Annotated in this window: 24 protein-coding genes; 8 read left to right on the top strand and 16 right to left on the bottom strand. The window is 42.5% G+C overall.

The genetic code is table 11. The annotated features are described in order from the left end of the window. Positions 1–470 precede the first annotated feature (470 nt). A complete protein-coding gene (locus O9X84_RS18135; RefSeq protein ID WP_269521085.1) occupies positions 471–932 on the top strand; it encodes an RNA recognition motif domain-containing protein in 462 nt (153 codons plus the stop codon). Between the two features lie 64 nt (positions 933–996). On the opposite strand, the gene O9X84_RS18130 is transcribed toward O9X84_RS18135, so the two are convergent. Continuing rightward, positions 997–2,316, bottom strand: a complete 1,320-nt coding sequence (locus O9X84_RS18130; RefSeq protein ID WP_269521084.1) for a DUF5610 domain-containing protein — start codon at positions 2,314–2,316, stop codon at positions 997–999. Positions 2,317–2,518: 202 nt separating this feature from the next. Here O9X84_RS18130 and trmA point away from each other — a divergent pair, with 202 nt between their 5' ends. Then, positions 2,519–3,625, top strand: a complete 1,107-nt coding sequence (gene trmA / locus O9X84_RS18125) for a tRNA (uridine(54)-C5)-methyltransferase TrmA (protein ID WP_269521083.1) — start codon at positions 2,519–2,521, stop codon at positions 3,623–3,625. Between the two features lie 134 nt (positions 3,626–3,759). On the opposite strand, the gene fabR is transcribed toward trmA, so the two are convergent. Further along, the gene (gene fabR, locus O9X84_RS18120; protein WP_269521082.1) at positions 3,760–4,353 is read right to left on the bottom strand and encodes an HTH-type transcriptional repressor FabR; all 594 of its coding nucleotides are present in this window, start codon (positions 4,351–4,353) and stop codon (positions 3,760–3,762) included. Positions 4,354–4,634: 281 nt separating this feature from the next. Here fabR and O9X84_RS18115 point away from each other — a divergent pair, with 281 nt between their 5' ends. Together O9X84_RS18115 and sthA are read left to right on the top strand one after the other, a co-directional pair. Beyond that, complete coding sequence (locus O9X84_RS18115) at positions 4,635–5,762, top strand: acyl-CoA desaturase (RefSeq protein ID WP_269521081.1); 1,128 nt, start codon at positions 4,635–4,637, stop codon at positions 5,760–5,762. Between the two features lie 175 nt (positions 5,763–5,937). Then, on the top strand, positions 5,938–7,353 hold the full coding sequence (gene sthA / locus O9X84_RS18110) for a Si-specific NAD(P)(+) transhydrogenase (RefSeq protein WP_032095580.1): 1,416 nt from the start codon (positions 5,938–5,940) through the stop codon (positions 7,351–7,353). A gap of 47 nt (positions 7,354–7,400) precedes the next feature. Here the strand turns inward: sthA and O9X84_RS18105 are convergent, their stop codons facing one another. Then, positions 7,401–7,706 carry a hypothetical protein gene (locus tag O9X84_RS18105; protein ID WP_032095579.1) on the bottom strand — a complete coding sequence of 102 codons (306 nt, stop codon included), beginning with the start codon at positions 7,704–7,706 and terminating at the stop codon, positions 7,401–7,403. A gap of 112 nt (positions 7,707–7,818) precedes the next feature. Between O9X84_RS18105 and O9X84_RS18100 the strand changes: the two genes are divergently transcribed. After that, positions 7,819–8,394 carry a uracil-DNA glycosylase family protein gene (locus tag O9X84_RS18100; protein WP_442864563.1) on the top strand — a complete coding sequence of 192 codons (576 nt, stop codon included), beginning with the start codon at positions 7,819–7,821 and terminating at the stop codon, positions 8,392–8,394. 34 nt (positions 8,395–8,428) lie between these two features. Here the strand turns inward: O9X84_RS18100 and O9X84_RS18095 are convergent, their stop codons facing one another. Continuing rightward, positions 8,429–10,669: a bifunctional diguanylate cyclase/phosphodiesterase gene (locus O9X84_RS18095; RefSeq protein WP_269521079.1), complete on the bottom strand. Its 2,241-nt coding sequence runs from the start codon at positions 10,667–10,669 to the stop codon at positions 8,429–8,431. 142 nt (positions 10,670–10,811) lie between these two features. On the opposite strand from O9X84_RS18095, the gene O9X84_RS18090 reads away from it, so the two are divergent. After that, positions 10,812–11,720, top strand: coding sequence for a TIGR03899 family protein (locus O9X84_RS18090; protein WP_269521078.1), 909 nt, complete (start codon positions 10,812–10,814; stop codon positions 11,718–11,720). A gap of 45 nt (positions 11,721–11,765) precedes the next feature. Here O9X84_RS18090 and O9X84_RS18085 read toward each other — a convergent pair whose 3' ends face one another. The 10 genes from O9X84_RS18085 to dusA form a co-directional block, all read right to left on the bottom strand. Further along, positions 11,766–12,512, bottom strand: coding sequence for a phosphoadenylyl-sulfate reductase (locus O9X84_RS18085; RefSeq protein WP_269521077.1), 747 nt, complete (start codon positions 12,510–12,512; stop codon positions 11,766–11,768). After that, positions 12,502–14,223, bottom strand: a complete 1,722-nt coding sequence (cysI, locus tag O9X84_RS18080; protein WP_269521076.1) for an assimilatory sulfite reductase (NADPH) hemoprotein subunit — start codon at positions 14,221–14,223, stop codon at positions 12,502–12,504. Before cysI ends, O9X84_RS18085 begins: the two co-directional genes overlap by 11 nt. Then, entirely contained in the window at positions 14,223–16,058 is a 1,836-nt protein-coding gene (locus tag O9X84_RS18075; RefSeq protein ID WP_269521075.1) for an assimilatory sulfite reductase (NADPH) flavoprotein subunit, read from the bottom strand. Before O9X84_RS18075 ends, cysI begins: the two co-directional genes overlap by 1 nt. Before the next feature lie 165 nt (positions 16,059–16,223). Then, complete coding sequence (locus O9X84_RS18070) at positions 16,224–16,979, bottom strand: TIGR04219 family outer membrane beta-barrel protein (RefSeq protein WP_269521074.1); 756 nt, start codon at positions 16,977–16,979, stop codon at positions 16,224–16,226. Between the two features lie 3 nt (positions 16,980–16,982). After that, on the bottom strand, positions 16,983–17,975 hold the full coding sequence (locus O9X84_RS18065; protein WP_269521073.1) for a DUF2333 family protein: 993 nt from the start codon (positions 17,973–17,975) through the stop codon (positions 16,983–16,985). A 155-nt stretch (positions 17,976–18,130) separates the two neighbouring features. Further along, positions 18,131–18,493 (bottom strand): hypothetical protein, encoded by a 363-nt coding sequence (locus O9X84_RS18060; protein ID WP_269521072.1) that lies wholly within the window; start codon positions 18,491–18,493, stop codon positions 18,131–18,133. After that, on the bottom strand, positions 18,493–18,693 hold the full coding sequence (locus tag O9X84_RS18055; RefSeq protein ID WP_269521071.1) for a PspC domain-containing protein: 201 nt from the start codon (positions 18,691–18,693) through the stop codon (positions 18,493–18,495). The genes O9X84_RS18060 and O9X84_RS18055 overlap by 1 nt, the downstream gene beginning before the upstream one ends. Positions 18,694–18,865: 172 nt before the next feature. Next, entirely contained in the window at positions 18,866–19,534 is a 669-nt protein-coding gene (gene pspA / locus O9X84_RS18050) for a phage shock protein PspA (RefSeq protein WP_269521070.1), read from the bottom strand. A gap of 683 nt (positions 19,535–20,217) precedes the next feature. Continuing rightward, positions 20,218–20,526 (bottom strand): hypothetical protein, encoded by a 309-nt coding sequence (locus O9X84_RS18045; RefSeq protein ID WP_269521069.1) that lies wholly within the window; start codon positions 20,524–20,526, stop codon positions 20,218–20,220. 193 nt (positions 20,527–20,719) lie between these two features. After that, positions 20,720–21,730 (bottom strand): tRNA dihydrouridine(20/20a) synthase DusA, encoded by a 1,011-nt coding sequence (gene dusA, locus O9X84_RS18040; RefSeq protein ID WP_442864564.1) that lies wholly within the window; start codon positions 21,728–21,730, stop codon positions 20,720–20,722. 273 nt (positions 21,731–22,003) lie between these two features. Between dusA and O9X84_RS18035 the strand changes: the two genes are divergently transcribed. Together O9X84_RS18035 and O9X84_RS18030 are read left to right on the top strand one after the other, a co-directional pair. Further along, positions 22,004–22,165 carry a hypothetical protein gene (locus tag O9X84_RS18035; RefSeq protein WP_269521067.1) on the top strand — a complete coding sequence of 54 codons (162 nt, stop codon included), beginning with the start codon at positions 22,004–22,006 and terminating at the stop codon, positions 22,163–22,165. 58 nt (positions 22,166–22,223) lie between these two features. Next, on the top strand, positions 22,224–22,676 hold the full coding sequence (locus O9X84_RS18030) for a tyrosine-type recombinase/integrase (protein ID WP_269521066.1): 453 nt from the start codon (positions 22,224–22,226) through the stop codon (positions 22,674–22,676). Between the two features lie 244 nt (positions 22,677–22,920). On the opposite strand, the gene O9X84_RS18025 is transcribed toward O9X84_RS18030, so the two are convergent. Further along, positions 22,921–23,328 (bottom strand): diacylglycerol kinase, encoded by a 408-nt coding sequence (locus O9X84_RS18025; protein ID WP_032095355.1) that lies wholly within the window; start codon positions 23,326–23,328, stop codon positions 22,921–22,923. Continuing rightward, positions 23,316–24,923 (bottom strand): phosphoethanolamine transferase, encoded by a 1,608-nt coding sequence (locus O9X84_RS18020; protein ID WP_269521065.1) that lies wholly within the window; start codon positions 24,921–24,923, stop codon positions 23,316–23,318. The genes O9X84_RS18025 and O9X84_RS18020 overlap by 13 nt, the downstream gene beginning before the upstream one ends. Positions 24,924–24,997 lie beyond the last annotated feature (74 nt).

Below are 24,997 nucleotides of genomic sequence, written 5' to 3'. Positions count from 1 at the left end.
CGAATTATGAATCGTCGTATAGACACTCTTAACGAGTACCCACACAGATTGTCTTGTCTAAATTGTTAAAGAACGTGGTTGCTAGTGCAACCTCACCGTAAGCCGTTGCTTCTTGGTGATTCACTCCTCTCGAAGTGGAAGCGCATTTTACATCGTTTATTTTGGATGTCAACCGTGTTTTTAAACTTTTTAATTGTTTTTTAACTTGGTTATGCGTTTCAGTTTTGAGTTGCTTGAAGCCCCTTCAAAACGTGGAGCGCATTATAAATAGCTGAACTAAAAGATCAACACTTAAATGCTTCTTTTTTGCTGTTTGATTAGTTTTTTAGCTTAAGCGGTCATTTCTCCATCATTTCTGATAGTTTTATTCATCTTTAGGCTAGTTTTTTCACATTTTATTGTTCAATTTGTTACAAATGAGTAAACTAGCAGCAGCCTTCAACCCAAAAAAACAATAGAAAGGTAGTTATATGAAAGTAGGCTTTATTCAGTGCACTATAATTAGCGCCATTTTTGCAATCGCAGGTTATTTATTATTTTCTTCAGCGAGTTTGGACGTTCACGTTCCATTGACTGTTTCCGCTGCACTTTTGATCAGTGGTATCGTTACGCCTTGGCTAGCTTCACTTATCCAAAGCTCACCGTCTTCTGATGACGATGCTATCAGTTCTGATGCTGTTGAAACACTTTACGTCGGTAACTTGCCGTATCGTGCTAACGAAAGTGCAGTAAAAGAATATTTTAGTAGCTATGCAGATGTTCAGTCGGTTCGTCTTATGAAAGATCGAAAAACAGGTAAACGGAAAGGTTATGGCTTTATAGAAGTAGTAGCGAATGATGTAGATTCTGTTATTGAACAGACTAACGATTCTACTTTCCAAGAGCGCACCTTAAAAGTGCGGCCCGCGAAAGAGAAAGTTGAACACGCTTAAATAAAAAAGCCTGGCGATGTAAGCCAGGCTTTTTTTTATCTATTTGTCCCGCCCTGAAACATGTTTACGCAGAAGGAGATTCATTATTGTTAGTATTGATATCTGCTTGTGGCAATCCATCTAATAACGTCTGGTTGAATGTGTGGAATCTATTTATCGCACTAATCAGATCAGGTACCTGTACGTCTTCCATTTTACTAATAAGACCTGCTATTAACGTATTATAATCTTCATTAGACGCTAACTTATCCTCAGCATTCTCAAACGTATTCATCATTTTTTCTAAATACTGAGATACTGGGCTTACTACATTACCATACTGACTACGCTCATCATTATCTTCGTTATAATGCTGAATATTTTCGTAAGCCTTCAGCACATCCGTTTGAGTAGATCTATTTAACTGAAGTGCGTAACCAACTAACTCTTTGTCGTCGAAGCCTAGACTCAACGCCTCTTCAAACGCCTTATCAACGTCGCCTTTATAAAAGGTATCAGCAAGGTCTTGAACTTGGCCCACTAAATCGGCAATAGACTTCATCTCAGCTTCATCTAATTCTCCCTTCAGGGAAAAACTAATTCCACTTCGTTCATAATATTCAAACGCTGTGGTTTGCTTTACCGACACACTACTTGTTGTTGTGCCGTTATCACCTTCTCCATTCGTTGTTTGCGCTTGAAATGAAGTTTGTTGGCTAGCTTGAAATGACTGTAGATTTTCAAAACTGAAAGTAACCTCGTCCCCGTCTCTAGTGCGAATAGACAGCTGGCCGGACTGTTCGTTAGCTACCGAAGCAGCAGTAAGAGTTGATACACGCGCTAGGTTGCCGTTCTCCACACCTTGTCGATTGAATATATCGGTTTCTAAATCGTCTATACCCGTGTCGATAAGTTCGCGGCTTTTACTGATCCCGTTTTCAAGCTCTTCGTTCATGAAGCCTGCTAAGTCTTTCTCTGCCATTGCAAAGCCTCTGCTTACGCCTTCTCTTGCTTGGCTAAACAGACCGTTAAGCTTTTCATCGCTTGCACCACCGTCAGCAGCACCGCGAATCACACCGCCCACAAAGCGCATGACATTCTTAGCGACTTTTTCGAAATCGAATAAGTTCTTGTTCTTCTCTTCTACTTTTTTGTCAGCCAACTCTTTTGGCTTCTGTCCATCAATCTCGAGAGTTTGACTAAGACTACTACTAACTACCCGCAACCCAATACTCGTTTGCGTGCTGTTTACAGAAACTGTCGATGCCTGCTGTTTAGCTAGCTCAGCAGCCTGCTTCAATCCATCTTGCTGAAGCTGCTTTTTCAGTGCCTCATTAGGATGAACTGCTGTCTTTTGATCGGCTTTTTGATCGCCCATAAAAGCCTTAATTTGACCCACGTTCATAATTTGATCCTCACTATCCTCATATAGTGTATCGGCACTAACTCAATATTGTTTAATTTTAATACAGAAAATTTTACTACGCTTAAGAATTTGGTTTGCACATATTATAGAAGCCACTACAATTCGCGTCCTTGTGAGAAGTGACATTTGAAATAACTTCTTTTGTAAACGTTAGACCATAGCTTTTGATGGAGAAACATTGATGGAAAATAAGACGTCAGATACCAAGTTAATACAGTATCGAAAACAACTCGACGAAAAAGTAGAGCGTCTTGAGTCGCTGCTTTCTGCATTTGATGCGCCATCATTGTCAGTATTTCCCTCATCACCTACGCATTACAGAATGCGAGCGGAATTTAGGGTTTGGCACGAAGGTGACGATCTTTTCCATATTATGTTTGATCAGCAAACAAAAGAAAAATATCGCGTAGATACGTTTGAACCTGCCTGTGAGACTATCAATAAAGCCATGAGGGCACTTTTAGACATAGTGCGCCCAAGTGAATCACTGCGCAGAAAGCTGTTTCAAATCGATTACCTGTCTGCACTGTCAGGAGAATTAGTCATAAGTTTGTTGTATCACAGACAGCTAGATAGCGAGTGGGAGCGTGAAGCCAACGAACTCAAAAATACCTTATCTACACTATTTCCTGCAGTCAGTATTATTGGTAGAGCCCGCAAACAAAAGATTATTGTTGGGAATGACTTTGTAATCGAAAAGCTGCCCATTAATAACCGCGAATTCATATTTAAGCATATTGAGAATAGTTTTACTCAACCTAATGCGAAAGTGAATTGCGATATGATCGAGTGGGCACTGGATTGTGTTGAGCCGCTTAAAGGCGATCTGCTGGAAATGTACTGTGGCGCAGGTAACTTTTCAATTCCACTAGCCATCCACTTCGATAATGTGATTGGCACAGAGATAGCGAAACCTTCGGTAAACGCAGCCCAATACAATATTGAGCAGAACCGTTTAGACAATGTAAAAATAGTACGATTAGCGGCAGAAGAGTTTACTCAAGCCATGCGAGGCGAGCGTACTTTTAGTCGTTTGGAAGGTATTGAACTTAGCGACTACAACTTCACGACCGTGTTAGTGGATCCGCCCCGCGCTGGACTAGACAAAGATTCATTAGAAATGATTCAAGATTACGACAATATTATCTACATATCGTGTAATCCTGAGACGTTAGCCGAAAACCTACAGATCTTGAGTTCCACACATACTGTGGCTAAAACGGCCTTGTTCGACCAATTTCCATTTACCCACCATATAGAAGCTGGCGTGCTACTAACGAGAAAGTAAGGTTTTTTAAAAGTCAGGCATTAACACTCAGCGCGCTGTTAATGTCTTTCTGTACCTTTTGCAGATTTGTATTGTGACTGCTGTTCGTTACGCTTTACCCTACCGGTACGGCGTACTCCAGTAGACACCGCAAACTATCGTTTTATCGTTGCTCCGAGTTGAACAAATCGCAATTGAGTTTTCACTTTCTCTCCAATTTCACCTCGCAGTTTATCGTCCGCTTCAAGGGCTTCTGCACCCGCACTGAAAACAAGTCTTACCATTGCATCTGCTTGTATATGTGCTAACGCATACTCTACGCCTTGCTTCTCGACAATGTAATCGGTTAATTCGTCTATAAAATGCTGAATTTCTCTGAATACCGCGAGTCGATATGCAGACGATGTACCTGTGTGTTCGCGCAACAACAATCGAAACACGTTGGTGTTTGCCGCAATAAACTCCATAAAGGTTTCAACGGATGTGTGAATAACACCACCGCCAGAGGCAATTCGTCGCCTGGCCTGTCGCATTAATTGCCTTAGTGCTAAACCCGCCTCGTCGACCAACGTTAAACCAAGTTCGTCCATATCTTTGAAGTGTCGATAAAAGGAAGTAGGTGCAATACCCGCTTCTCGCGCTACTTCTCGAAGACTAATCGCTGATAAGCTTCTGTTTTCATCAAGCAAAGAAAATGCTGCATGAATAATATTTTGACGGGTCTTTAATTTTTGCTCTTGTCGGCTCACGTTAATACCACTTCTTCATTCCTTGTCAGATTATCCCATTGACTGCTTTAAGACGAAACATAACTTTGCACTGCATTTTACATTAACGTCAGTGTTTTAGCATAAATACAGAACGCCAACCTAATAATAGTGTCCTAACATTATCATCAAGTTTAAGAATAATTGAACTGGTCTATAATAATTAAAGTTTAGCTAGGTTAGCAGAACTTAACCTAGTTTTACTTGCCTGAGAATGCATAAAACGATAAATTAGCGAACAGTTGTAAGCCAAGTAGTCAAAAATGAAAAAACCTCCTCTTATATTAACGAACGTACTGGTATTTATTATATCCGGTGCGATTGCATTCATTGGTGCCCCTTTATGGGTGGCGCATCGCGGAATAGACTGGGTCGAAATAAGCGCAGCTATCTTCTTATTTTACTTTACCGGTATGTCGATTACTGCCGGTTATCATCGCCTGTGGTCGCATAAAACATACGATGCGAACATTGTAGTACGCGTAATTTTAGCAATTGGCGGCGCAATGGCGCTGCAAAACAGCATATTACATTGGTCTTCAGATCACCGAGTTCATCATCGCCACGTTGATGACAACGACAACGATCCGTATTCAGCAAAGAAGGGATTGTGGTTCGCTCATATTGGCTGGATGCTTCGCGAGTACCAATCTAATCGATATGATGATTACAGCAATTGCAAAGATCTGCAAAAAGACAAGGTAGTAATGTGGCAACATAATTACTATTTGCCCATAGTACTGGTAGCTAATTTCGGTATAACTGGCCTTCTGGGATGGTTGAACGGCGATATAATGGGCATGATCCTGATCGCTGGCGTGCTTCGACTTGTGCTCGTTCACCACGTTACGTTCTTCATCAATTCACTTGCTCATTTCTGGGGCGACCAGCCGTATACCGATAAGAACACAGCAAGAGATAATGGTTTGCTAGCATTTTTCACTTTTGGTGAGGGGTATCACAATTATCACCATATCTTCGAATATGACTATCGCAACGGCATTCGTTGGTATCAATTCGATCCGACAAAATGGCTGATTCGCGGGCTGTCGTTTGTTGGTTTAACCACGAACCTACGAAAGGTTCCTGAAGAGCGCATAGAAAAGGCGCTGGCGGCAATGCAGCTTCAACGAGCAAGCGAAAAAGTGTCGATGCTTCCAAATGCCGATGAAATGATGAATACCATTCAGCAGGAGTACGATCTACTTATGCAACGCATGAGCGATTATTACTCTACGAAAAAGCGCATCATGCGAGTGAAGCAGAAATCTTTTCAACGCACACTCGAAGGTTTAGAGCTTACGTATAAGTACAAAGAATTGAAGCATTCGTTTGCAGTTCAAAAAGAGAAGTGGCTGCAGCTTCAAACGCTCTCTTTGCAAATGGCTTAACCACCCATACATTACAACTGAAATGAAAAACCACATGTAATTCGTTGCATGTGGTTTTTTTTATGTGCTATTTACTACTAGAGTTATTTGTATAGGTAGTAGTAAGGTGTGAGTGAGATACAATGAAAGCAGCTCATACAGTCCTTACGCGTTCACACTTAAACAGGAAGACAACATGGCAGCAAAGCAAAAAACTCCATCGTATCATTACGACGCAATAGTTATTGGCACAGGCCCTGGCGGAGAAGGGGTTGCGATGCAGCTAGCGAAAGCCGGTAAAAAAGTGGCTGTTGTTGAGCGTTATGAGGCAGTTGGAGGCGGGTGTACACATTGGGGAACTATCCCATCTAAGGCGCTTCGTCATTCGGTAAGTCGTTTAATTGAATATAACAGTTCGCCCCTCTTTGCTGACAATCATTTAAGCAGAAGCCTGACTTTTTCTGAGATCATGCGCCACGCTAGTGGTGTTGTGAATAGCCAAACACGACTGAGATCGTCGTTCTACGACAGAAATCGCGTTACCTTGTTTCACGGCGAAGCTAGCTTTATCGATGCACATACGCTTCAGATAACACGCGAAGACGGGTCGAAAGACATTGTTACGGCAGGACAATTTGCATTAGCAACGGGTTCTCGCCCCTACACTCCTAAAGATATCGATTTCAATCACCCTCGTGTGTACAACTCAGACACCATTTTATCACTTAAGCACGATCCTAAATCTATTATCATTTACGGTGCAGGTGTTATTGGTTCGGAATACGCGAGTATTTTTCGCGGTCTGGGTGTGAAAGTAGACTTAGTCAATATGCGCGATCGCCTGCTATCGTTTCTCGATACAGAAATATCAGATGCGCTGAGCTATCACTTATGGAATAACGGTGTACTTATACGTCATAACGAAACCTATGCGTCGGTAGAGACAACGGACGATTCTGTTATTCTTAATTTAGAATCTGGTAAACGGATGAGGGCAGACTGTTTGCTATTTGCAAACGGAAGAACGGGTAACACAGACACGTTAAAGCTTGAGAATATCGGTTTAAAAGCTGACAGCAGAGGCCAGCTGAAAGTGAATGAAAATTACCAGACCGACGTGGATAATGTTTATGCTGTTGGAGATGTGATTGGGTATCCTAGTTTAGCATCTGCCGCTTATAACCAAGGCCGTTTTGCAGCTGAAGCAATGCTAGCGGGTAAGACTCATGCCTCATTGGTGGCCGATATCCCATCGGGTATCTACACCATTCCCGAAATTAGTTCAGTTGGTAAAACTGAGCAAGAGCTTACTGCAGCGAAAGTGCCTTATGAAGTTGGGAGAGCTCAATTCAAGCATCTAGCGCGAGCTCAGATTGCATCAACCCAAACCGGTAGCTTGAAAATACTGTTCCATCGTGAAACTAAAGAGATACTGGGAATTCATTGTTTTGGTGAGCGTGCGTCTGAGATTGTACATATCGGCCAGGCAATTATGCAGCAGAAGGGAGAAGGCAACACGATTGATTACTTTGTGAATACAACCTTTAACTATCCCACAATGGCAGAAGCTTACAGAGTTGCGGCTATCAATGGTTTAAACAGAATATTTTAGACAAAAAAAAGCCGGCAAATGCCGGCTTCTCGTATTAACACTTCATTTTAATTTCTGTTTGCTGCAAGCGCATTTAGCGACTCTTTGTGTGCAACAATGTCAATATGCATTTTTTCTTGATCAAATGTCATAGTGGCAATTGCATAATCGCCTTGGCTTTCGCTCGCGATATTAACAAGTTCTTGTTGAGCATTACGGAAACTAATGTTGTTGCCAATTGTGTTGGCCATACATTGGTTATTCATTTCGAACGTTTTAGCGTCCATACAATCGAAAAGCTGGTCACTACCAGAGTCCGCATGCGCTATGCCAAATGAAGCTAAAAGGGCTAAACTGAATACTACTTTACGCATGTCTTTTCTCCTTAAGTACACTATTGTACTGTTAGTACAAGAATACGCCATTTATGGAAAGTAGTCAATTTGCATCATAGCTTTGTGACAGAAATATGACAAAGTGAAATATTTGGAGAAAAAGTTGGCTGAATTTGCACACTTAGTACACCGAGCGAAAACGTGTTCACTCTGCGCCAGTGAACTATCTCATCCGCCACGCCCAATTTTATCTTTAGCGGAACGCACAAAGGTGCTTATTATTAGTCAAGCGCCAGGGTTAACGGCTCACAAAAACTATATCCCCTTTATTGACCCTAGCGGTACACGCCTGCGACAGTGGTTGGGCGTGGATAAAGAAACGTTTTACAAACCAGAACTGTTTTCCATTATGCCTATGGGCTTCTGTTTTCCAGGTTATAAAAATGGCGCAGATGCGCCACCTATGAAAATATGTGCTCCAACCTGGCATGAGTCTCTGCTTAAATTCGTACAACCCGAACTCACCATTTTAATAGGACGCTACGCGCAGCAGTACTATTTGCCACAATATAAAACGCTTACCGAAGCCATTAAAACAGAGCACGAGAACTTTATAGCGCTGCCTCACCCATCTGGACGGAACAATCGCTGGCTGGCGAAAAACCCGTGGTTTGAAACACAAACAGTACCCACTTTACAAAAGACTGTCGCTGCTTTAATTGCCTAGGGCGTGTTGTTCTTTGTTGTACGGGTTTCAGACTTTAAGTTTCGTCTCTAGGTAGTCTTGTGCTTTTTAGTAATTCCACTAACTGATCAAACGGCATTGGCTTGGCAAAGAAAAAGCCTTGAGCTTCATCGCAACCAAGTTTAATCATATAGATTGCTTGCTCTCGAGTTTCTACACCCTCTGCAATGGTTAACAACCCTAGCTTGTTCCCAAGAGTCACAATAGTTTCTGCAAGCACCGCAGCGGAGCCTGGTTGGATATCTTTTACAAAAGAACGATCGACTTTTAATCGGTCTAAGGGTAGCTGCTGTAAGTAACTCATTGAGGAGAACCCTGTACCAAAGTCGTCGATAGCTATTTTCACTCCGTAATCTTTTAAAACGCGCAGTGCATCGATGACAATTTGTGGCTCATCCATAACTACACTCTCGGTGATTTCTAGCTCGAGTAAACTCGGATCGCAATCAGCCTCGGTGAGCGCATTTTTGACTTTATCAACAAAAAATCGGTCTCTGAATTGCGGGATAGAGATATTTACCGCTACCCGCAGGTGTCCGTGACCTAGCTCTCTTAGCTGCTGAAGTCGTCGGCATGACTCTTCTAAAACCCACTCGCCAATATCAACAATAAGCCCAGAATACTCTGCTAGCGGCACAAAAACAGCTGGTGATATATAACCACCGTTTCCATCAGGCCAGCGCAGTAAACCCTCCATACCAACCACTTTGTCGGTCAGCAAATCTACCTGCGGTTGAAACCATAGCTCTAGTTTTCGGGCTGCAAAATCGCTACGCAAACGTCGAATCATGTCTAGACGCCACGTTGTTTGGTCTTCAATATCTTTGGCGTAGTATTCAAAATTATCGGTAAGCTTTTTCTTTGCGCGGTTTAAGGCGATGTTGGCTCGCTTGAGTAAATCGATGCCGATATTGCGGTCGTTATCTACTCTGCACAGGCCCACTTTTACTTTGACTGGCAACACATGCTCATCAACCACAAAAGACGAATCGAACAGGGCATTGATTACTTCGGGGCAAACATCACTTTCTGGGCCAATTAGGCCAAAAACATCGGCCGCTAACCTGCTAAGACGTGTGGTGCTGGGCAACGTTGACTGCATTCTTTCGGCAATAGCTCGAAGTAAGTCGTTGCCGACTTCCTGCCCTAGCCCATCATTAACATCGGAGAAGTGATTAACATCAACAAGCGCGACGCAGCAATTTTTACTAGCGATATTACCTGGGTTGTCCAGCATGTTGATAAATTGGTTGCGATTAGGAAGACGGGTTAGCCAATCTCTGAAAGCGGCGTTACGAAGCTCGTGGAATAAATTAACGTTTTCATATCCAACGGAAATACTTGATAAAAACACTTCCAGAAGATGTTTATCCAGTTCATTAACATCCTGTGTTTGCCTCATATACACAGCAGCTTCAAAGCCTGCTCTACTTATGTATAAAACCGAACAGGATATATCGAAAATATGTTGTTTTAATCGTAGGCAGCGATGCACATTTTCTGTAATTTCATCGTTATGAATGGTATTTACAGGCTGATTGATAAATTCAGCATATTCTCCCGCCGCTCCAAGCACATAAATATTTTCATCATCTAGGTCAAGCAAGGAGCCGGCTCGCGCACATAAGAGCCCTTCTGACTCGAGTCCAATCAGTGAACTAATTTGCGTGACTACGCCTTCACAAAATGCTTTTACTGAGTGCTCTTCAAACAAATTTGCCGAGGAAGCAATAATTTTTTCGAGACCGATGCGACTCTGGCTAATGGTAATTATTTGTTGATAAGAGCGAATTGAGGAGATGATCGTTGTAAGCAGTTTAGACCTAGTAAGCTCTGTCTTGGTTTTGTAATCGTTAATATCGTAAAGCTTAATCACCTGCTCTTCAGGAGCAAAGCCAGGTTGACCGGTTCTAAGAATAATACGAGGCTCATTTAAGCCCATTTCTTCGCGGATGTACTTTACTACGTCGAATCCCGCGTCGTCAGTTTCCATCACTACGTCGAGAAGAATAATGGCTATCGTGCTGCCATATTCATGGAGGCGCTCTTTCGCCTCTTTAGCTGAATGGGCATGAATGAAGTTCAACTTACGATCGTTGACTATCAAATCCGACAGCGCAAGACGGGTGACCGTGTGAATTTCTTCATCGTCATCAACAATAAGAATATTCCAGTCTTTCCCGAGCTTTAGCTCAATATCTGTCGCATCGTCATCTAAGAAGATAAGTTCGTCGTTTTCGTAATCCGTTGCCGACATAACCGCTTAATTCCCCAATTTGAATAAAAACATAACTGCGCACAACTGTTCCCAGCTTAACGATTACATTGATAAAACCGATGTGCAATGCAATAGTGACATCCTGTTACTCATTGTTACAAATGAAATTGCCACAACTTTTATGAAAATTAACCCACAGCATCTAACCCAAGAGGTAAAGAAAACGCCACCGCCTCTGCGTAGTAAAGAGGAGCCCGTTAATCCAGCGGCTCACACTAAAGACTCTACAAATAAAAATGCAGAAATTGAGGCGAGTAGGCAGCGTATGCTGTCTTGGTTTTCTAGAGTAGGTATTACCCCGTCGGCGCTGTCATTAGATCCGAAAAAACAAGAACATGCCCTCGAGCGACGTAAAAAAATACTTCAGATACAAAAAGCGAATAATTTAAAATCTATACTCAATATAGCACTAAATGTAACAATCAACGAACAAACAAGCGACAACCTTGATCCAGATTGGTTTTTTGCATTTAGCACGTTAGCTGAAGAAATTTATAGCGCGCCTATGCAAGAACTATGGGGAAAAATTTTTGCTGTTGAAGTATCCAGGCCCGGTAGTTTTTCACTGCGTAGCTTACAAACTCTGAAATCTCTTACACATCGCGATGCCAAAGTGTTTATCAAGGCGGTTAACGTAGCGAGTAAACAAAATAATGACTCTGTGCCGCGTATCTTAGTGGGTTATCACAAAAGAAAAAGACTGCTTTCAATTTTCAAAAAACCTGTGCCAGAACAGATTAATCTCGCGAGCGCGGGATTAAGCTATCCAGATTTGCTATCACTTCAAGAAATGAAACTGATTTATGCCAGTGAAATTGAAAGTGGTGAGTACAGAGAAGGACAGCAGACATCATGGCGATGCGTTAACGACACCTTTACACTTACGTGTAAAACCCAAGGCGTGGCGCTGGTTTATTATAAGTTTACGCCCGTTGGTAGTGAGCTGTTTAAGCTTGTGGGGAAAAATACAAACCCGCTCTATATGCAAAGTATAAAAGCGATTTTAACTGAAGTGTTTAACATTGCATGACTGCTTGCCTCACACAAGTGAGACACGTGCAGTCAGCCATGTAAATTAAATACCATCACCGAATTCGTGCAATCCGCACTCTCTTTTAAGACCAAAAAAGCGTGTATCTTGCTCTTCCATGCCCTCTTGTAACGACTGTGTGGTATGCCAGTCGCCAATAGACACGTAGCCTTGCTCCCATAGCGGATGATAAGAGAGATTGTGCTCTTTTAGGTAGTAATGCAGGTCTTTATTGCTCCAATCTATAATGGGATAGAGTTTAAACTGACCAGACACTTTCTGCAGAACAGGTAACTTCCCTCGAGAATCAGACTGGCTACGACGCAAACCAGCAAACCAAGTTCCAGCATTAAGCTCTTGCAGCGCTCTTTGCATGGGCTCAACTTTGTTAAGAGAATTGTAAGTTTCAATTCCCTCTATGCCTTGCTCCCACAGTCTGCCAAATCGAGCCTCTTGCCATGCTGATGACATATTCGCTTGATATACGTGTAGGTTAAGCTTGAGCTTAGCAACCAGTTCATCGATGAATTGGTAAGTCTCGGGAAACAAATAGCCTGTGTCGGTTAACACAACAGGAATATCTGGCTTTGCTTGTGTCAGCATATGCAGCATTACCGCAGACTGAGCACCAAAGCTTGAAGACACAATATGAGTATCAGGCAAATTAACAAAGGCCCATTCCACTCGTTGTTGTGCCGTCATCGCTTCAAGCGACCCGTTGATATCAGCAAGCTCTTCCTTGCTGATATCTAGCGATAATACTTGCTCTGTAACCGCCGTATTATTGCTCATAGAAATCACGCGCTGAATCAACTACCGGTTTAACAACGCCGGTACGAACAACAAAATCTCCAAACGCTTCGCCGTCTTCTCGATTGCTAGCCCACTGGCCAAACAGCGTATCGAGCTCTGACATAATTTCTTGCTCGCTGATGTTTTCACGATACATACGAGGGATACGTGTCCCCTCCCTGTCGCCACCTAAATGCAGGTTGTACTTGCCAGGGCCTTTTCCTACTAACCCGACTTCAGAAAGCATGGCACGACCACAGCCATTCGGACAGCCCGTTACGCGGAAGATCACGCTATCATCAGCAAGCCCGTGTTTGGCTAATAGTCCCTCAAGCTCAGTGACAGCGTCAGGTAAGTAACGCTCAGCTTCTGCCATTGCCAGCGGACAGGTTGGTAGTGACACACACGCCATTGAATCAAGACGTTGATTAGATACCGCAGGGGCAATTAATCCGTGCTCACGAGCCAATGCTTCTACTTTTTCCTTGTCGGCTGGCGCAACACCGGCGATAACCAGGTTTTGATTTGCCGTTAGCCTGAAATCGCCTTTATGAATTTTGGCAATTTCTGCACACCCTGTTTTTAAGGTCTTTCCTGGGTAATCTAGAATTCGGCCGTTTTCGATAAATACAGTTAAGTGATAGTTACCGTCGATGCCTTCTACCCAGCCAAAGCGGTCGCCACGTTCGGTAAACTCAAACGGTCGACTATCTTGAAACGTAACGTTTGCACGCTTTTCAACTTCAGCTTTAAAGTTGTCTACACCAACACGTTCAAGGGTGTATTTGGTTTTTGCATTCTTACGATTAACACGGTTACCCCAGTCGCGCTGCACAGTCACTACGGCTGCGGCAATATCGAGCGTGTTTTCTAGTGGAATATAACCAAAGTCAGTGGCTTTGCGAGGATACGTACTTTTATCCCCGTGAGTCATGGCAAGACCACCACCTACTAATACGTTAAAGCCAACCAGCTTGCCGTTTTCTGCAATGGCAACAAAATTCAAATCGTTAGCGTGTACGTCAACGTCGTTTTGCGGTGGAATAACAACCGTGGTTTTAAACTTACGTGGAAGATAGTTATCGCCAAGAATAGGCTCAACTGGCTTCTCTGTGGTTTCCACTTTTTCGCCATCTAACCAAATTTCAGCGTAAGCTCGTGTTTTAGGAAGTAAGTGCTCGCTTATCTTTTTAGCCCACTCAAACGCCTCTAAATGCAGTTCTGATTCTACAGGATTCGAGGTACACAATACGTTTCTGTTCACGTCACCGGCTGTCGCAATTGAATCGATTCCCGCTTTGTTCAGCATTTGGTGCATCGACTTAATTTTTGGCTTAAGCACGCCGTGAAACTGAAAAGTCTGTCGCGTAGTTAAACGGATACTGCCGTATAAAGTGTGGTCAGCGGCAAACTTGTCTATCGCTAGCCACTGGTCGGGCATAATTACGCCACCAGGTAACCGCGCACGCAACATCACATTTTGCAGCGGCTCTAGCTTTTGCTTAGCACGCTCTGCGCGAATATCTCTGTCATCCTGCTGATACATGCCGTGGAAGCGAATTAACTGGAAGTTATCAGCCGTAAAGCCACCTGTAAGATCATCTTTCAGGTCAGTTTCTATTGTTCCGCGAAGGTTTTTACTTTCGCGCTTTAATCTTTCGTTGTCGGCTAATTTGCCCTCAACAACGAATGGAGAGTTTTCATTACTCATTAATAGACATCCTTTTGATAACGTTTCGCTTTACGCAACTCAACCACGTATGATTTTGCTTCCGCTTCTGACTTGCCACCGTGCTCTTGCACAATCTTAATCAGCGCTTCTTCAACATCTTTCGCCATGTGCATAGCATCGCCACACACATAGAAGTGAGCGCCCTGCTCTAACCATTCGAATACTTCTTTACCGTTTTCGAGTAGTCGGTGCTGAACGTAAACCTTCTCTTCTTGATCACGTGAGAACGCTAACGTTATTTTGTCTAGCAAGCCTTCTTTTACATATCCTTGCCATTCAACTTGATACAAGAAGTCTTGGGTAAAGTGCGGGTTACCGAAAAATAACCAGTTTTTGCCTTCTGCCTCTTGTACGTCTCGCTCTTGCATAAACGACCTGAACGGCGCGATACCTGTTCCTGGACCCACCATGATAACCGGTGTATTAGGATCGGCAGGCAAGCGGAAGTTATCGTTGTTTTCAACGAACACCTCTACTTCTCCGTTTTCCTCAAGGTATTCGCAAAGGTAGCCCGATGCGCCGCCCTGATGACGCTCTCCAAAAGCCTCATAATCAACGTGGGCTACCGTAAGGTGAACTTCGTCTTCTACATCGGCTTGGCTAGACGCAATTGAATAGAGTCGCGGCGTAAGAGGACGCAATGCGTCGACAAGTTGCTGCGCAGAAATACTGCCAACATGGTCGCGAACAATATCAATAATTTGTCTGTCGGCCATATAAGTACGAAGCTGTGCTTTGTCTTCCATCAGCGCCGCCAAACCTTCAGACCCCGTCGCAGCCTGATAGGCTTTGATAAAATTAGGATAGCTAAGTGTTAACTCAAGTTTAGAGGTAAGCGCTTCTTTAAGCGTCATAGCACTTTCTGCCACCACGACCTCTTCATTTTCATCAAGAGAAAGTAGCGCCATAAGGTCGTTAACCAACGAAGGGGCATTTTTAAACCATACGCCAAGGGCATCGCCTGGTTTGTAGGTAATACCTGAGTCTTCAAGGCTAATTTCGATATGACGAATATCTTTAATTGAGTCTCTGCCAGTGATCTTTTGAGATTCAATCAACGATGCAGTATAAGGCGCTTTCTTTGTATAAGTTTGCGCCGGGGCTCCCGCAACTGCGACACCGGTTTGTGCCGCTACGGCCGGAGCTGCTGAGGCTGTGAAATCTTCTTTCAACGAGTCGATAAAGCTGTTTAGCCACGCTTCTGCTTCGGCCTCGTAATCTACGTCACAATCTAAGCGGTCGATAACCGCAGTTGCACCTAATTTAGATAAACGCTCGTCGAAGTCTTTGCCGGTTTGGCAGAAAAACTCGTAGCTGCTATCTCCTAGACTCAATACGGCGTACTTTGTATTCGCTAACTTTGGCGCTTTTTTACTTGCCACATATTCATGCAGCTCAATGGCGTCGTCTGGTGCATCGCCTTCACCATGAGTACTAACGAACACAGCAACGTGAGTTTCGCTTTTAAGGTTACGGGCTTTATAGTCCGCCATGCTTACTAGCTTGCTGTTATACCCTGCACCTTCTGCTTTCGCTTGGCACTCGTGAGCTAACGCTTTGGCGTTACCAGTTTGAGAGCCGTACAAAATAGTAAGAGTGGGGGCGTCTCCCGCTGACACAGGTGCCGCTTGTAGCGACGGCGCAACTGCCCCGCCCTGCGCAGCAGCCATACCCGCAGCATAACCACTCACCCATGTGAGCTGATCACGATTTAGACCAGCAATAGCTTGCGTGATCGCATTCCACTGCTGTTCATTTACTACCGCGCCTGGCGCTGAATTTGACACTGTTGTTGAGTTAGAATCTTTTGACATAGTCTTATAGCCCTTTTTCGATGTCGCTAGGCTAACGACTTTATTCAAGAAGAGAAAAGAATAAATGAGACTTTTTTATTACTGAATGTGCTTAAAAGCATTATTGAAATAAAAAAGGCGCTATCTGCGTAGCAGAAGCGCCTTCATTAATACCTGTTACAAAGACTAGAAATGTAGCTCTAGCCCAGCAAATACGCCGTCAAACTCCATGTCGGCATAAACATCGTCTAAGTCTTCAATATCAACTGTGACGTTTCTGTAACCTAGTTGCACCGTCATGTCTATGGCAATACTTTCGATAAAAGAATAGGCAACAGCCACTTGATAATCACTTAACTCATGGTCGTCAAAGGACAAGTAGCTTCCTTCAGCATATGCAGACAACCCTGTAAACGGTAAACCAACTTGGATTTTAGAGTAAGCCATTGGCACAATGCCTGAGAAATCTGCAGACCCTTGCGTTGCGCTTGCTCTATCGTTTACTAGCAATGCACCATCGATGTATTTTGCATTAATACCTAAATCGAAACTTACCAAGTCGTTATCGAATAACTCATAGTAAAGAATAAGATCGGTAGAGGTTAAATCGATATCGGTAGCCACTTCGCTGTTTGCCGTATAAAGCTGACCGTCAAAAGTAAAGCTAGAGTCGAGTGTTGTTACACCTGAATTGTCTAGTGTTGTTTGGTTTATCTTAACATTCGGTAAAAACGGAACCGGATGTTCTAGTGCGATATACACCGACGAATTCGTTTCATCGTCAAAACTAAAGTTTGCCGTATTATTGGTATCGGCAAAGCCACCTGACGTGTCGGTTTGCCATGCCTGAGCCCCAACATAAACCCCAGCGATAGTATCAGCCTGTGAAGATACAGAAACTAGTGCGCATCCTAGTGCGGCAACTAAAAGACTCTTTTTCATTCATTATCCTTGATTAAGAAGTTCAGATATTTCGATAAGTGCTGCATTGGCGCGAGAAATATAGTTAGCCATTACCAATGAATGATTAGCCAACATGCCAAAACCGCTTCCATTTAGAATCATTGGGCTAAACACTGACTGCTGAGTAGATTCTAACTCTCGAATAATTTGCTGCATACTGACTAACGCATTTTTATCTTCCAGCACGTCGTAAAATTCTATTTCAACGGCCTTCAAAAAATGCAGCAAAGCCCACGACGCACCACGTGCTTCATAAAAATTATCGTCTAGTTTCCACCAGCTTGTTTTCACCACACTTTGATTTGCCACAGGTGTAGATTGGCGAGCATTTCTATCACCAGCCAAGTCAGTATTAATTCTAGCAGATCCAACGCTAGCACTTAACCTTTGCGAGTAACTTCCTAATCGTTTTTCTACTTGCTTTAACCACTCTCGTAAATTATCAGCGCGGGTGTAAAACTGGCTATTACTGTTTCGCGTGCTTGCCAACTCTTCTCTGTATTGCTTTAAAAGTGCAATACCATCGGCGTAACTCGACTCTGATGAGGGTAGCGCCCAGCTTTTATGATCCATATTGAACTTGGGGTGTGCCTTAGTTAAATAGGGGTTCTCCATTGATTGAGACTGAGAGCGGCTGAAGTCTTTTCGCATAGACAGAGCCAAATCGCGGATCATTTCCAAAGCCCCGAATTCCCATGCCGGCATATTATCAAGCAAAACACCGGGTGGAATAACATCGTTAGACAAGTAACCACCTGGCTTATCAAGTAAGGTCTCTGAAACATCGATCATCGCGGTAGTGATTGTATAACCAGCAATTTGGGTTGGGTTTTCTACGGTAGAAGATGTTTTTAAGCGGTCTTTAACATCAAAAGTATCAGGCGATAAGCTCCAGTACCATCCTATAAGCCAGAATATAATGACAAGTAGCACAGCGACAATCGCTATCCGTTTCGCGTTAATTGATTGTCTCATATAAACACCAACCTTCCTTTTTTACACAAAACAGCCGACCTGAGTCAGCTGTTTGAATTTTTATAATTACGAGAGAAATACTAACCCTAATAACGGGTATTCCCTATATGACCACTTTTTAGTACCTGAATACAACTTAATTCGATTTATGATAACTATAACGTATGGTGCATATTGTGCTCATTTTTCTGCGCGTATGATGCAGTATTACGCTTTTTCAATGCATATAGCGCAATTGCAATAACGATGATTGGCCAAAAAGCACTTACACCTGCAAGCAACAGTGCAAATAATACCGCGCCAAGGGCGAGTACCACAGTACCCACTACGCTCAAGGCAACGACAAACCCCACAATAGCCAACACAATACCTATTACAGAAAACACCGCTATACTCTCCCAAGGACTCAGTAATTCATCAGACATGACCAAATGCATTCCTAATGCATCCTCCACCACACTGCCGAGACAATTCATCAGCACGATGGCAATAACTAATGCCAGTAAAAAATTTTTCATTACGCTAATCTCGGCAGTACAATTACTGCAGCAAAGTAGGCAAGCAAAGTAATTGCAGGCATCAAAATTAAGGCAGCCACTGCGCCACCGCGTACCCAAACTGCGTCAATATCGAAGTAACGCGCAACGCCTGCACACACGCCCGAAATAACACCTGAGTCCAAATCTCTATAAATACGTTTTTGTGATGACAATTTCATGATTTTCTCCAACAATCTTTTATTTACTTATCTTTTATTTACTTATCTTTTATTTACTTATCTTTTATTCAACTAGCTTGTATGACCTAAGCGTTTACTACTAGAAAGAACTTGGCGGCTGCGCCTAAACTATTAGGCGCTTGTTTAACGCTTAAGCTACTTTTATTAACGCCTAAGCTACTTTGTTTCTCTTAAGTTCCGCTAACTCTTGTTCAATCGACTCATCCGCTTCTAGTGCCTGAAACTCTGCCGATAGTGATGCTGCTTCGTTCGACTTTGTTAGGTCATAGGCATCAACCTGTGCTTCAAGGAAATCAATACGCTGTTCGTAGCTTTCAAAACGAGACATGGCGTCATCAATTTTGTTCTCATGATCAGCCTGCTTCACTTTCAAGCGAGTTTCAGCAGAGTACTTGCGCTGAATAAGCACTTTTTGTTTCGCTTTGGCTTCTGCCATTTTGGTATTAAGGCGAGAAGTATCATGCTGAATCTTCTCGATACTCTCAGCTAAGTGAGATTCTTGTTCTTGCAACGACGATAACTTAGCCACGTACTTTTGCTTTTCAACCAAGGCTGCTTTTGCAAGAGACTCTTTGTCGTTATTCATTGCAAGCTGCGCTTTACCCTGCCAGCTAGCAATTTCTTTATTTGTGTTGTCAATTTGACGCGCTAATGTTTTTTGTTGCGCGATATATCGAGCCGCGTCAGTACGTACTTCTACCAATGTTTCTTCCATCTCTTGAATGATGAGACGAATAATTTTTTCAGGATCTTCTGCTTTGTCTAGCATTGCATTGATGTTGGCCTGAACAATATCGTTAATTCTTGAAAACATACCCATAATTATCTCTCCATAAAGATGTTGGCGAGTTACCAGCAATTAACTATCAAGATTGATGCGACGCTGACTTCTCTATTTCATTTTTGAAACTGTGGTTGGACACTGTAATTAACTGGGGAACTGTTCCACTTGTAATCACACTCTCCTAACGCTTTACTCATATAGGTATTACAATAGACGTGCCAAACATTTAAAGCACTGATAAGTATGGATTTTATAAAAATCACTGTTAATTGCCATTTCCAAAAATAATCATGAAACGATAATTTAGTCTTTTTCACCATTCACTTTGTTAATTTCGCCACACTCTGTTAAATACCGTTTTTTGCTCCTAGATGTGAAGTAAGCAGTAAAAAATAATATGTGTATGTGAACTCAGTGTGAGAACAAACGTTAGATGTAGACTCAGCTGACGAGCTAATGAGCTAATGCGTGTGTTGTGTGAAAAGGCCGAAGAAAAGGGCCTAGTAAAGGTATTAGTGGTGTTTGTAGGTATGGTTGTAGATATAAGGTGTGGTTGTAGATATAAGGTGTAGGTAACGGGCACTGATATCGTATTTATGATGTGGGCCCGAATGTTTATTGTTCTCTTGTATGCAAGCCTTAAGATACTGAAGCAAAAACGAAAAAAAGCGCCAATAGGCGCTTTTTAAAAATTCGTAACTTTATATCGTTGCTATAACTTATTCAGCATCGTTTTCATCGCTAACTTTTTCGAAAGTATCGGTAACGCCGGACTCTTTCTTAGTAGACGCAATATCGGTAACGCTTACGCTACCTGTACTCTTCGTATTTGTACCGTCTAATTCAAAATGGTAAGACGTATTTGCCACTGACTGATATACATCAGCAGATAGCTCACTTGCTGTCATCGACACTGCGGTAGTTACCATGTTTTGTAGCAAAGAGTTGAGTACAGATTCTTGCGCGTTTGCTACACCGCTTACCATGCTTGCTGAAAGTAAAGTTGCTGCAATTAGTGAAGTTTTCATAATTTCCCTCGAAAGTCTTGTCGGTACAACAACACGTTGTCGTTGCGATATAAGACATATAGCGAGAGGTGTGCCAACTTCTTAAATAAAGCTTAAATGACTGAATTTTAAACTTAAAATAAAATTTTAACGTTAAGCTAGCGCGAAACCCTTATTGAGCGAATATTAAACTTTAGTCAAAGGCACTAACCTGTTAGCTTTTTTGACCACTGCTTTGACTATCTCTTTGGCTATTGTATTCGTCCAATTCTCGTTGTGCTGCCTCTACGGCACTCAACGCATTCATCAGCAAATGAGGATCAGGAGACTTTCCGGTACCGTTTTGGCTTAAATAACGACGCCAGATACGACCACCAGCTTGCCCCTGAAATAAACCAAGCATATGGCGCGCTACGTGCCACGGTTTGAAGTACGCATCTTCTTTGCGCTCAATGTGGCTCTCAATATATTGCTGCATTTTAAACACGGCCTCGCGGCGTGAAATACTTTTTGCCTGTGCATCACCAAATATTTCAGTGTCTACGTTAGCCATAATATACGGGTTTGCATACACTTCCCTGCCAATCATCACACCATCTACACTTTCCAACTGTGTTTTGGTATCGGCTAAGGTTTTCACACCACCATTAATGCTTATTGATAATTCAGGGTGGGTTTCTTTTATGCGATGGACTCGCGGATAGTTTAACGGCGGAATTTCACGATTTTCTTTAGGGCTTAACCCCTGAAGCCATGCTTTTCTTGCATGAACAATAAAAGTATCGCAACCAGCCCCAGCCACAATATCGATAAAGCGAGCAAAATCTTCGTCCTCATCCATATCATCTATACCAATACGACATTTCACCGTTACTGGGATATCAACCTCGGCTTGCATGGCTTTTACACAATCGGCCACCACATCAGGCTGTGCCATCAAACACGCACCGAAACTGCCGTTTTTTACTCTGTCGCTAGGGCAGCCTACATTAATATTCACTTCGTCGTACCCACGCTCTTGAGCCAATACCGCGCATCGTGCCATGTCAGTTGGATCGCTCCCTCCAAGCTGCAGCGCTAGAGGATGCTCCTCGGTATTAAAACCAAGGTAGTCTCCCTTTCCAAAGATTATAGCCCCCGTCGTTACCATTTCGGTATACAGCAGAGTGTGCTTTGAGAACAATCGTAAGAAATAGCGACAGTGTCTGTCTGTCCAATCCAGCATTGGAGCGACAGAGAAACGGCGATCGAGAGTTTGAACGGTGGTATTCAATTTAAGCCTTTGTTTTATATTGATAATATCTAATTTCTTGAGTAAAGACCAAGTGTGGTGTACTTGATTTTCTGAATTCGGTCCCTTCAATTCCTTATTTTCACTCTTTCGGGGGAACTGCTTTTTTATTAAGGAATTTTGATGGCGCATTATAGCATTTCAAAGAGAGTTAGGAAAAATCAAACTGTTTACTGTGCGAGGGTTAGAAATAAAGAGTCTGGAATAGTGACTTTTTCAACATCAAAAACCTTTCACAGTAAATCATCCGCCAGTAAATGGGCCAAAAACATGGTTCATAAAGTTGAACGACAACTCATTGATATTGAGATGGGATTAGTTGATTGTACAGTCGGTGAACTTATTCAAAAATACCTAGACGCGAAGTAACGAAAGAGAGCGTAGATTAGAAGAAAATGAGTTTGAAATACTCTTAGATGCACTTAAATTGAAACAACAGCATCACTGCTGTCTAATTCCATACCACGACTTGTTTCTCATATCGATACTCACTTGTTGCCGGATAAGCGAAGTATGCAAACTAAAATGGCGAGATTTAGATATTAAGCAAAAAACAATTTTGGTGAGAGATAGAAAAAACCCAAACGGCAGCATCGGCAACCACTGCATTCTACCACTTCTCGGTGATGCGCTTGGTATCGTATTAAGACAGCCCCAGACTGACGAGCGCATATTTCCTTTTAATGCCCGCTCGATAACATCTGGCTTTCGGCGAACACGACAAAAGCTAAATATCCCCGATCTTCGCTATCACGACCTGCGGCGTGAAGGCGCAAGTCGACTGATTGAGATGGGTTATTCAGTCGAAGAGACAGCGCGGGTCACAGGACACCGCGACTTGAATGTATTGTGGCGTGTTTACGTCTCAAGGAGCCATTGAGACTATTGGGCTGCTCTGTGTGAAGCAGCCGTTGGCTTGCTGCGAGCTTTTAGGTAGTTACGTTCAATTAGCGGATTACTGCATCTAGTGATATTTGTAATAAGTCCCATAGTTAAAACACACTTTAACTTCCCATTTTAAAGTTTGTGAATTATAGGGATTTAATGCTTTTAGCAATATGAACGTGTTGGAAAGTTTGACTCATACCTGAGCGTTACCATATTGTGGTGCCAACATGTTCGAATCAAAAATACCTACACAGTGTTCCTATCCATAACAATGATGAAATTGCGATAGCCACGAAAACACCCGCTGAGCCTAAATCTTTCGCTAAGCCTGACAGTGGGTGAATCTCTTTTCCAATACGGTCAATAGTGACCTCAATTGCAGTATTAACAATTTCAGCGAACAGAATGAAGAGTACGGAGGAAAGCAAAATCGCCTTTTCCATATAAGAAATTGACCAAAGAGCAAGCACTACCGCTGCTAAGACAAGTAAGATAAATTCTTGCCGGAACGCTGACTCGTTTTTAACAAGCCAAGTTATAGCTCTTACTGAGTTTTTCATTGCTAATACAATACGCAACATGCCCTTTGGTTTAGCTTTGGGGTCGAAATACATTTCTGATGTGGTTTCGTCTATGATTCGCATTTTTGTAAAATATCCTGAGTGGGTTGGTAGGTGCTACTCTGTACATTAGAAAGACCAAGCAATGTGTCAAAAAGGTTGTCCTGCGAATAAGGATGACTGGATAACGAATTTACGCAATCACTGTATTGAGGCTGGCTAAACTTGGAGGCCCAATAAACCATTGGCACATGCGTTTGCTCAAAAGGCGCTAAATTATAAGGGAAACCGTGCAAATAAAGCCCTTTCTCTCCCAATGACTCACCATGATCCGATAAATAAAACATCGACGAATTAGGAATAGTGGAGAGTTGTTCAATAATCTGGCCTAGCACGTAGTCTGTGTATGCAATAGTATTATCGTACGTATTTGTCAGTTCTGCCTCTTCACAATTTTGAATATCACTTCTAGGGCAATCAGGCACGAACTTAGTAAATTTCTTTGGGTATCTCCGGTAATATGTAGGCCCGTGTGAGCCAATCATATGCAAGACTATCACTCTATTTTCTTTAGATGGCGTTGAAAGAGTTTCTCTTAAAAGGTCAACAAGTACCTCATCATAACAATAATCTCCATCGCACAACTTTGGATCTCTGGACGGGTTGAAGTCTATGGTATTTACCCTCTTGCATACGCCTTTACAGCTACTGTTATTGTCAATCCAGGTAACGTTAACACCTGCACGATGAATGATGTCTAAAACATTGTCCTGACTGTCTGCAATACGCGAATTATAATTTTCTCGTGTGAGCCTTGAGAACATACATGGCACGGAAACGGCGGTAGCAGTACCGCAAGATGTTACCTTGCTAAAACTGATTGCACCTGCATTCTGGATATTAGGCGTAGTACGCCTCGAATAGCCGTTGCTTGAAAACTTGTCCGCTCTGGCCGTTTCGCCAACCACTAATACAGTAGTAGATGGATGTATATCAGTATTCCCTTTTACGTAGGGACGCTTGTCTAACACTTTGTAGGGTAAAGGCGGATAAAAGTAAGTGTCCCTAAGGTATTTGTACCCTGAATCATAAAAGGCGTAGGGAATAATATACTTCGTTAGGTCTTTGTTATTTCTGCCGACAGCTGCATAACTCTTGAAAAGGAACGTGGCTATAATTGCAATACCCAGTAAAGCTAATAAGTTCAGTATTAGAAGGTGCTTAATTCGCGCCTTGAGCTTCCCATTTATTTCTAGGTTGAAAATCGCAAATACAGGGATTAACCCCAACAAAGAGAAGAATACAACAAGTGTTGAATTTAGATAAGAAAAGGCTTCACCAGAATTTGTTTCGATTACATTCTGTATCATGCTCTTATCGAAAATTACACCATAAGCCAAGGTGCCGTAAAGTAGAAGAGAACTGACAAGGAAGGTAATTGCAACTGTGATGCGAGGCAAAAATAAAGCACCAAAAAGACTTAAAAAAATAACATTCAAAAAGGTTAGCAAGAGCGGTACAGAGAGAAAAAATATCCACTCATTCAATGTTACAGGGGCTACAACTTCATAAATAGCAGACAAAAATGGTGCGTTGAATATTGCTGCGATAAATAATGAAGAAAGTAAAATGAACTGAGCTGATGTAGGATTAAAATTTAGTGTTCTTGGAAATTTCACAATAAGGTTCTCGTGTACTTCTTAGCACACAAGTTACCTGTCAAAACTTAAATAACGCTTAAGAAAAACTGTGG

This window comes from Alteromonas sp. BMJM2, assembly GCF_027257845.1.
Lineage (GTDB): Bacteria > Pseudomonadota > Gammaproteobacteria > Enterobacterales > Alteromonadaceae > Alteromonas.
Note: the sequence above shows the minus strand (reverse complement) of the source record. Positions and strands in the feature narration are given on the sequence as shown.

Excerpts from the sequence above, each read along its gene's own strand:
- O9X84_RS18135 (WP_269521085.1), top strand. The coding sequence starts at position 471 with ATGAAAGTAGGCTTTATTCAGTGCACTATAATTAGCGCCATTTTTGCA.
- O9X84_RS18130 (WP_269521084.1), bottom strand. The coding sequence starts at position 2,316 with ATGAACGTGGGTCAAATTAAGGCTTTTATGGGCGATCAAAAAGCCGAT.
- trmA (WP_269521083.1), top strand. The coding sequence starts at position 2,519 with ATGGAAAATAAGACGTCAGATACCAAGTTAATACAGTATCGAAAACAA.
- O9X84_RS18115 (WP_269521081.1), top strand. The coding sequence starts at position 4,635 with ATGAAAAAACCTCCTCTTATATTAACGAACGTACTGGTATTTATTATA.
- sthA (WP_032095580.1), top strand. The coding sequence starts at position 5,938 with ATGGCAGCAAAGCAAAAAACTCCATCGTATCATTACGACGCAATAGTT.
- O9X84_RS18105 (WP_032095579.1), bottom strand. The coding sequence starts at position 7,706 with ATGCGTAAAGTAGTATTCAGTTTAGCCCTTTTAGCTTCATTTGGCATA.
- O9X84_RS18095 (WP_269521079.1), bottom strand. The coding sequence starts at position 10,669 with ATGTCGGCAACGGATTACGAAAACGACGAACTTATCTTCTTAGATGAC.
- O9X84_RS18090 (WP_269521078.1), top strand. The coding sequence starts at position 10,812 with ATGAAAATTAACCCACAGCATCTAACCCAAGAGGTAAAGAAAACGCCA.
- O9X84_RS18085 (WP_269521077.1), bottom strand. The coding sequence starts at position 12,512 with ATGAGCAATAATACGGCGGTTACAGAGCAAGTATTATCGCTAGATATC.
- cysI (WP_269521076.1), bottom strand. The coding sequence starts at position 14,223 with ATGAGTAATGAAAACTCTCCATTCGTTGTTGAGGGCAAATTAGCCGAC.
- O9X84_RS18075 (WP_269521075.1), bottom strand. The coding sequence starts at position 16,058 with ATGTCAAAAGATTCTAACTCAACAACAGTGTCAAATTCAGCGCCAGGC.
- O9X84_RS18070 (WP_269521074.1), bottom strand. The coding sequence starts at position 16,979 with ATGAAAAAGAGTCTTTTAGTTGCCGCACTAGGATGCGCACTAGTTTCT.
- O9X84_RS18065 (WP_269521073.1), bottom strand. The coding sequence starts at position 17,975 with ATGAGACAATCAATTAACGCGAAACGGATAGCGATTGTCGCTGTGCTA.
- O9X84_RS18060 (WP_269521072.1), bottom strand. The coding sequence starts at position 18,493 with ATGAAAAATTTTTTACTGGCATTAGTTATTGCCATCGTGCTGATGAAT.
- O9X84_RS18055 (WP_269521071.1), bottom strand. The coding sequence starts at position 18,693 with ATGAAATTGTCATCACAAAAACGTATTTATAGAGATTTGGACTCAGGT.
- pspA (WP_269521070.1), bottom strand. The coding sequence starts at position 19,534 with ATGGGTATGTTTTCAAGAATTAACGATATTGTTCAGGCCAACATCAAT.
- O9X84_RS18045 (WP_269521069.1), bottom strand. The coding sequence starts at position 20,526 with ATGAAAACTTCACTAATTGCAGCAACTTTACTTTCAGCAAGCATGGTA.
- dusA (WP_442864564.1), bottom strand. The coding sequence starts at position 21,730 with ATGCTGGATTGGACAGACAGACACTGTCGCTATTTCTTACGATTGTTC.
- O9X84_RS18025 (WP_032095355.1), bottom strand. The coding sequence starts at position 23,328 with ATGCGAATCATAGACGAAACCACATCAGAAATGTATTTCGACCCCAAA.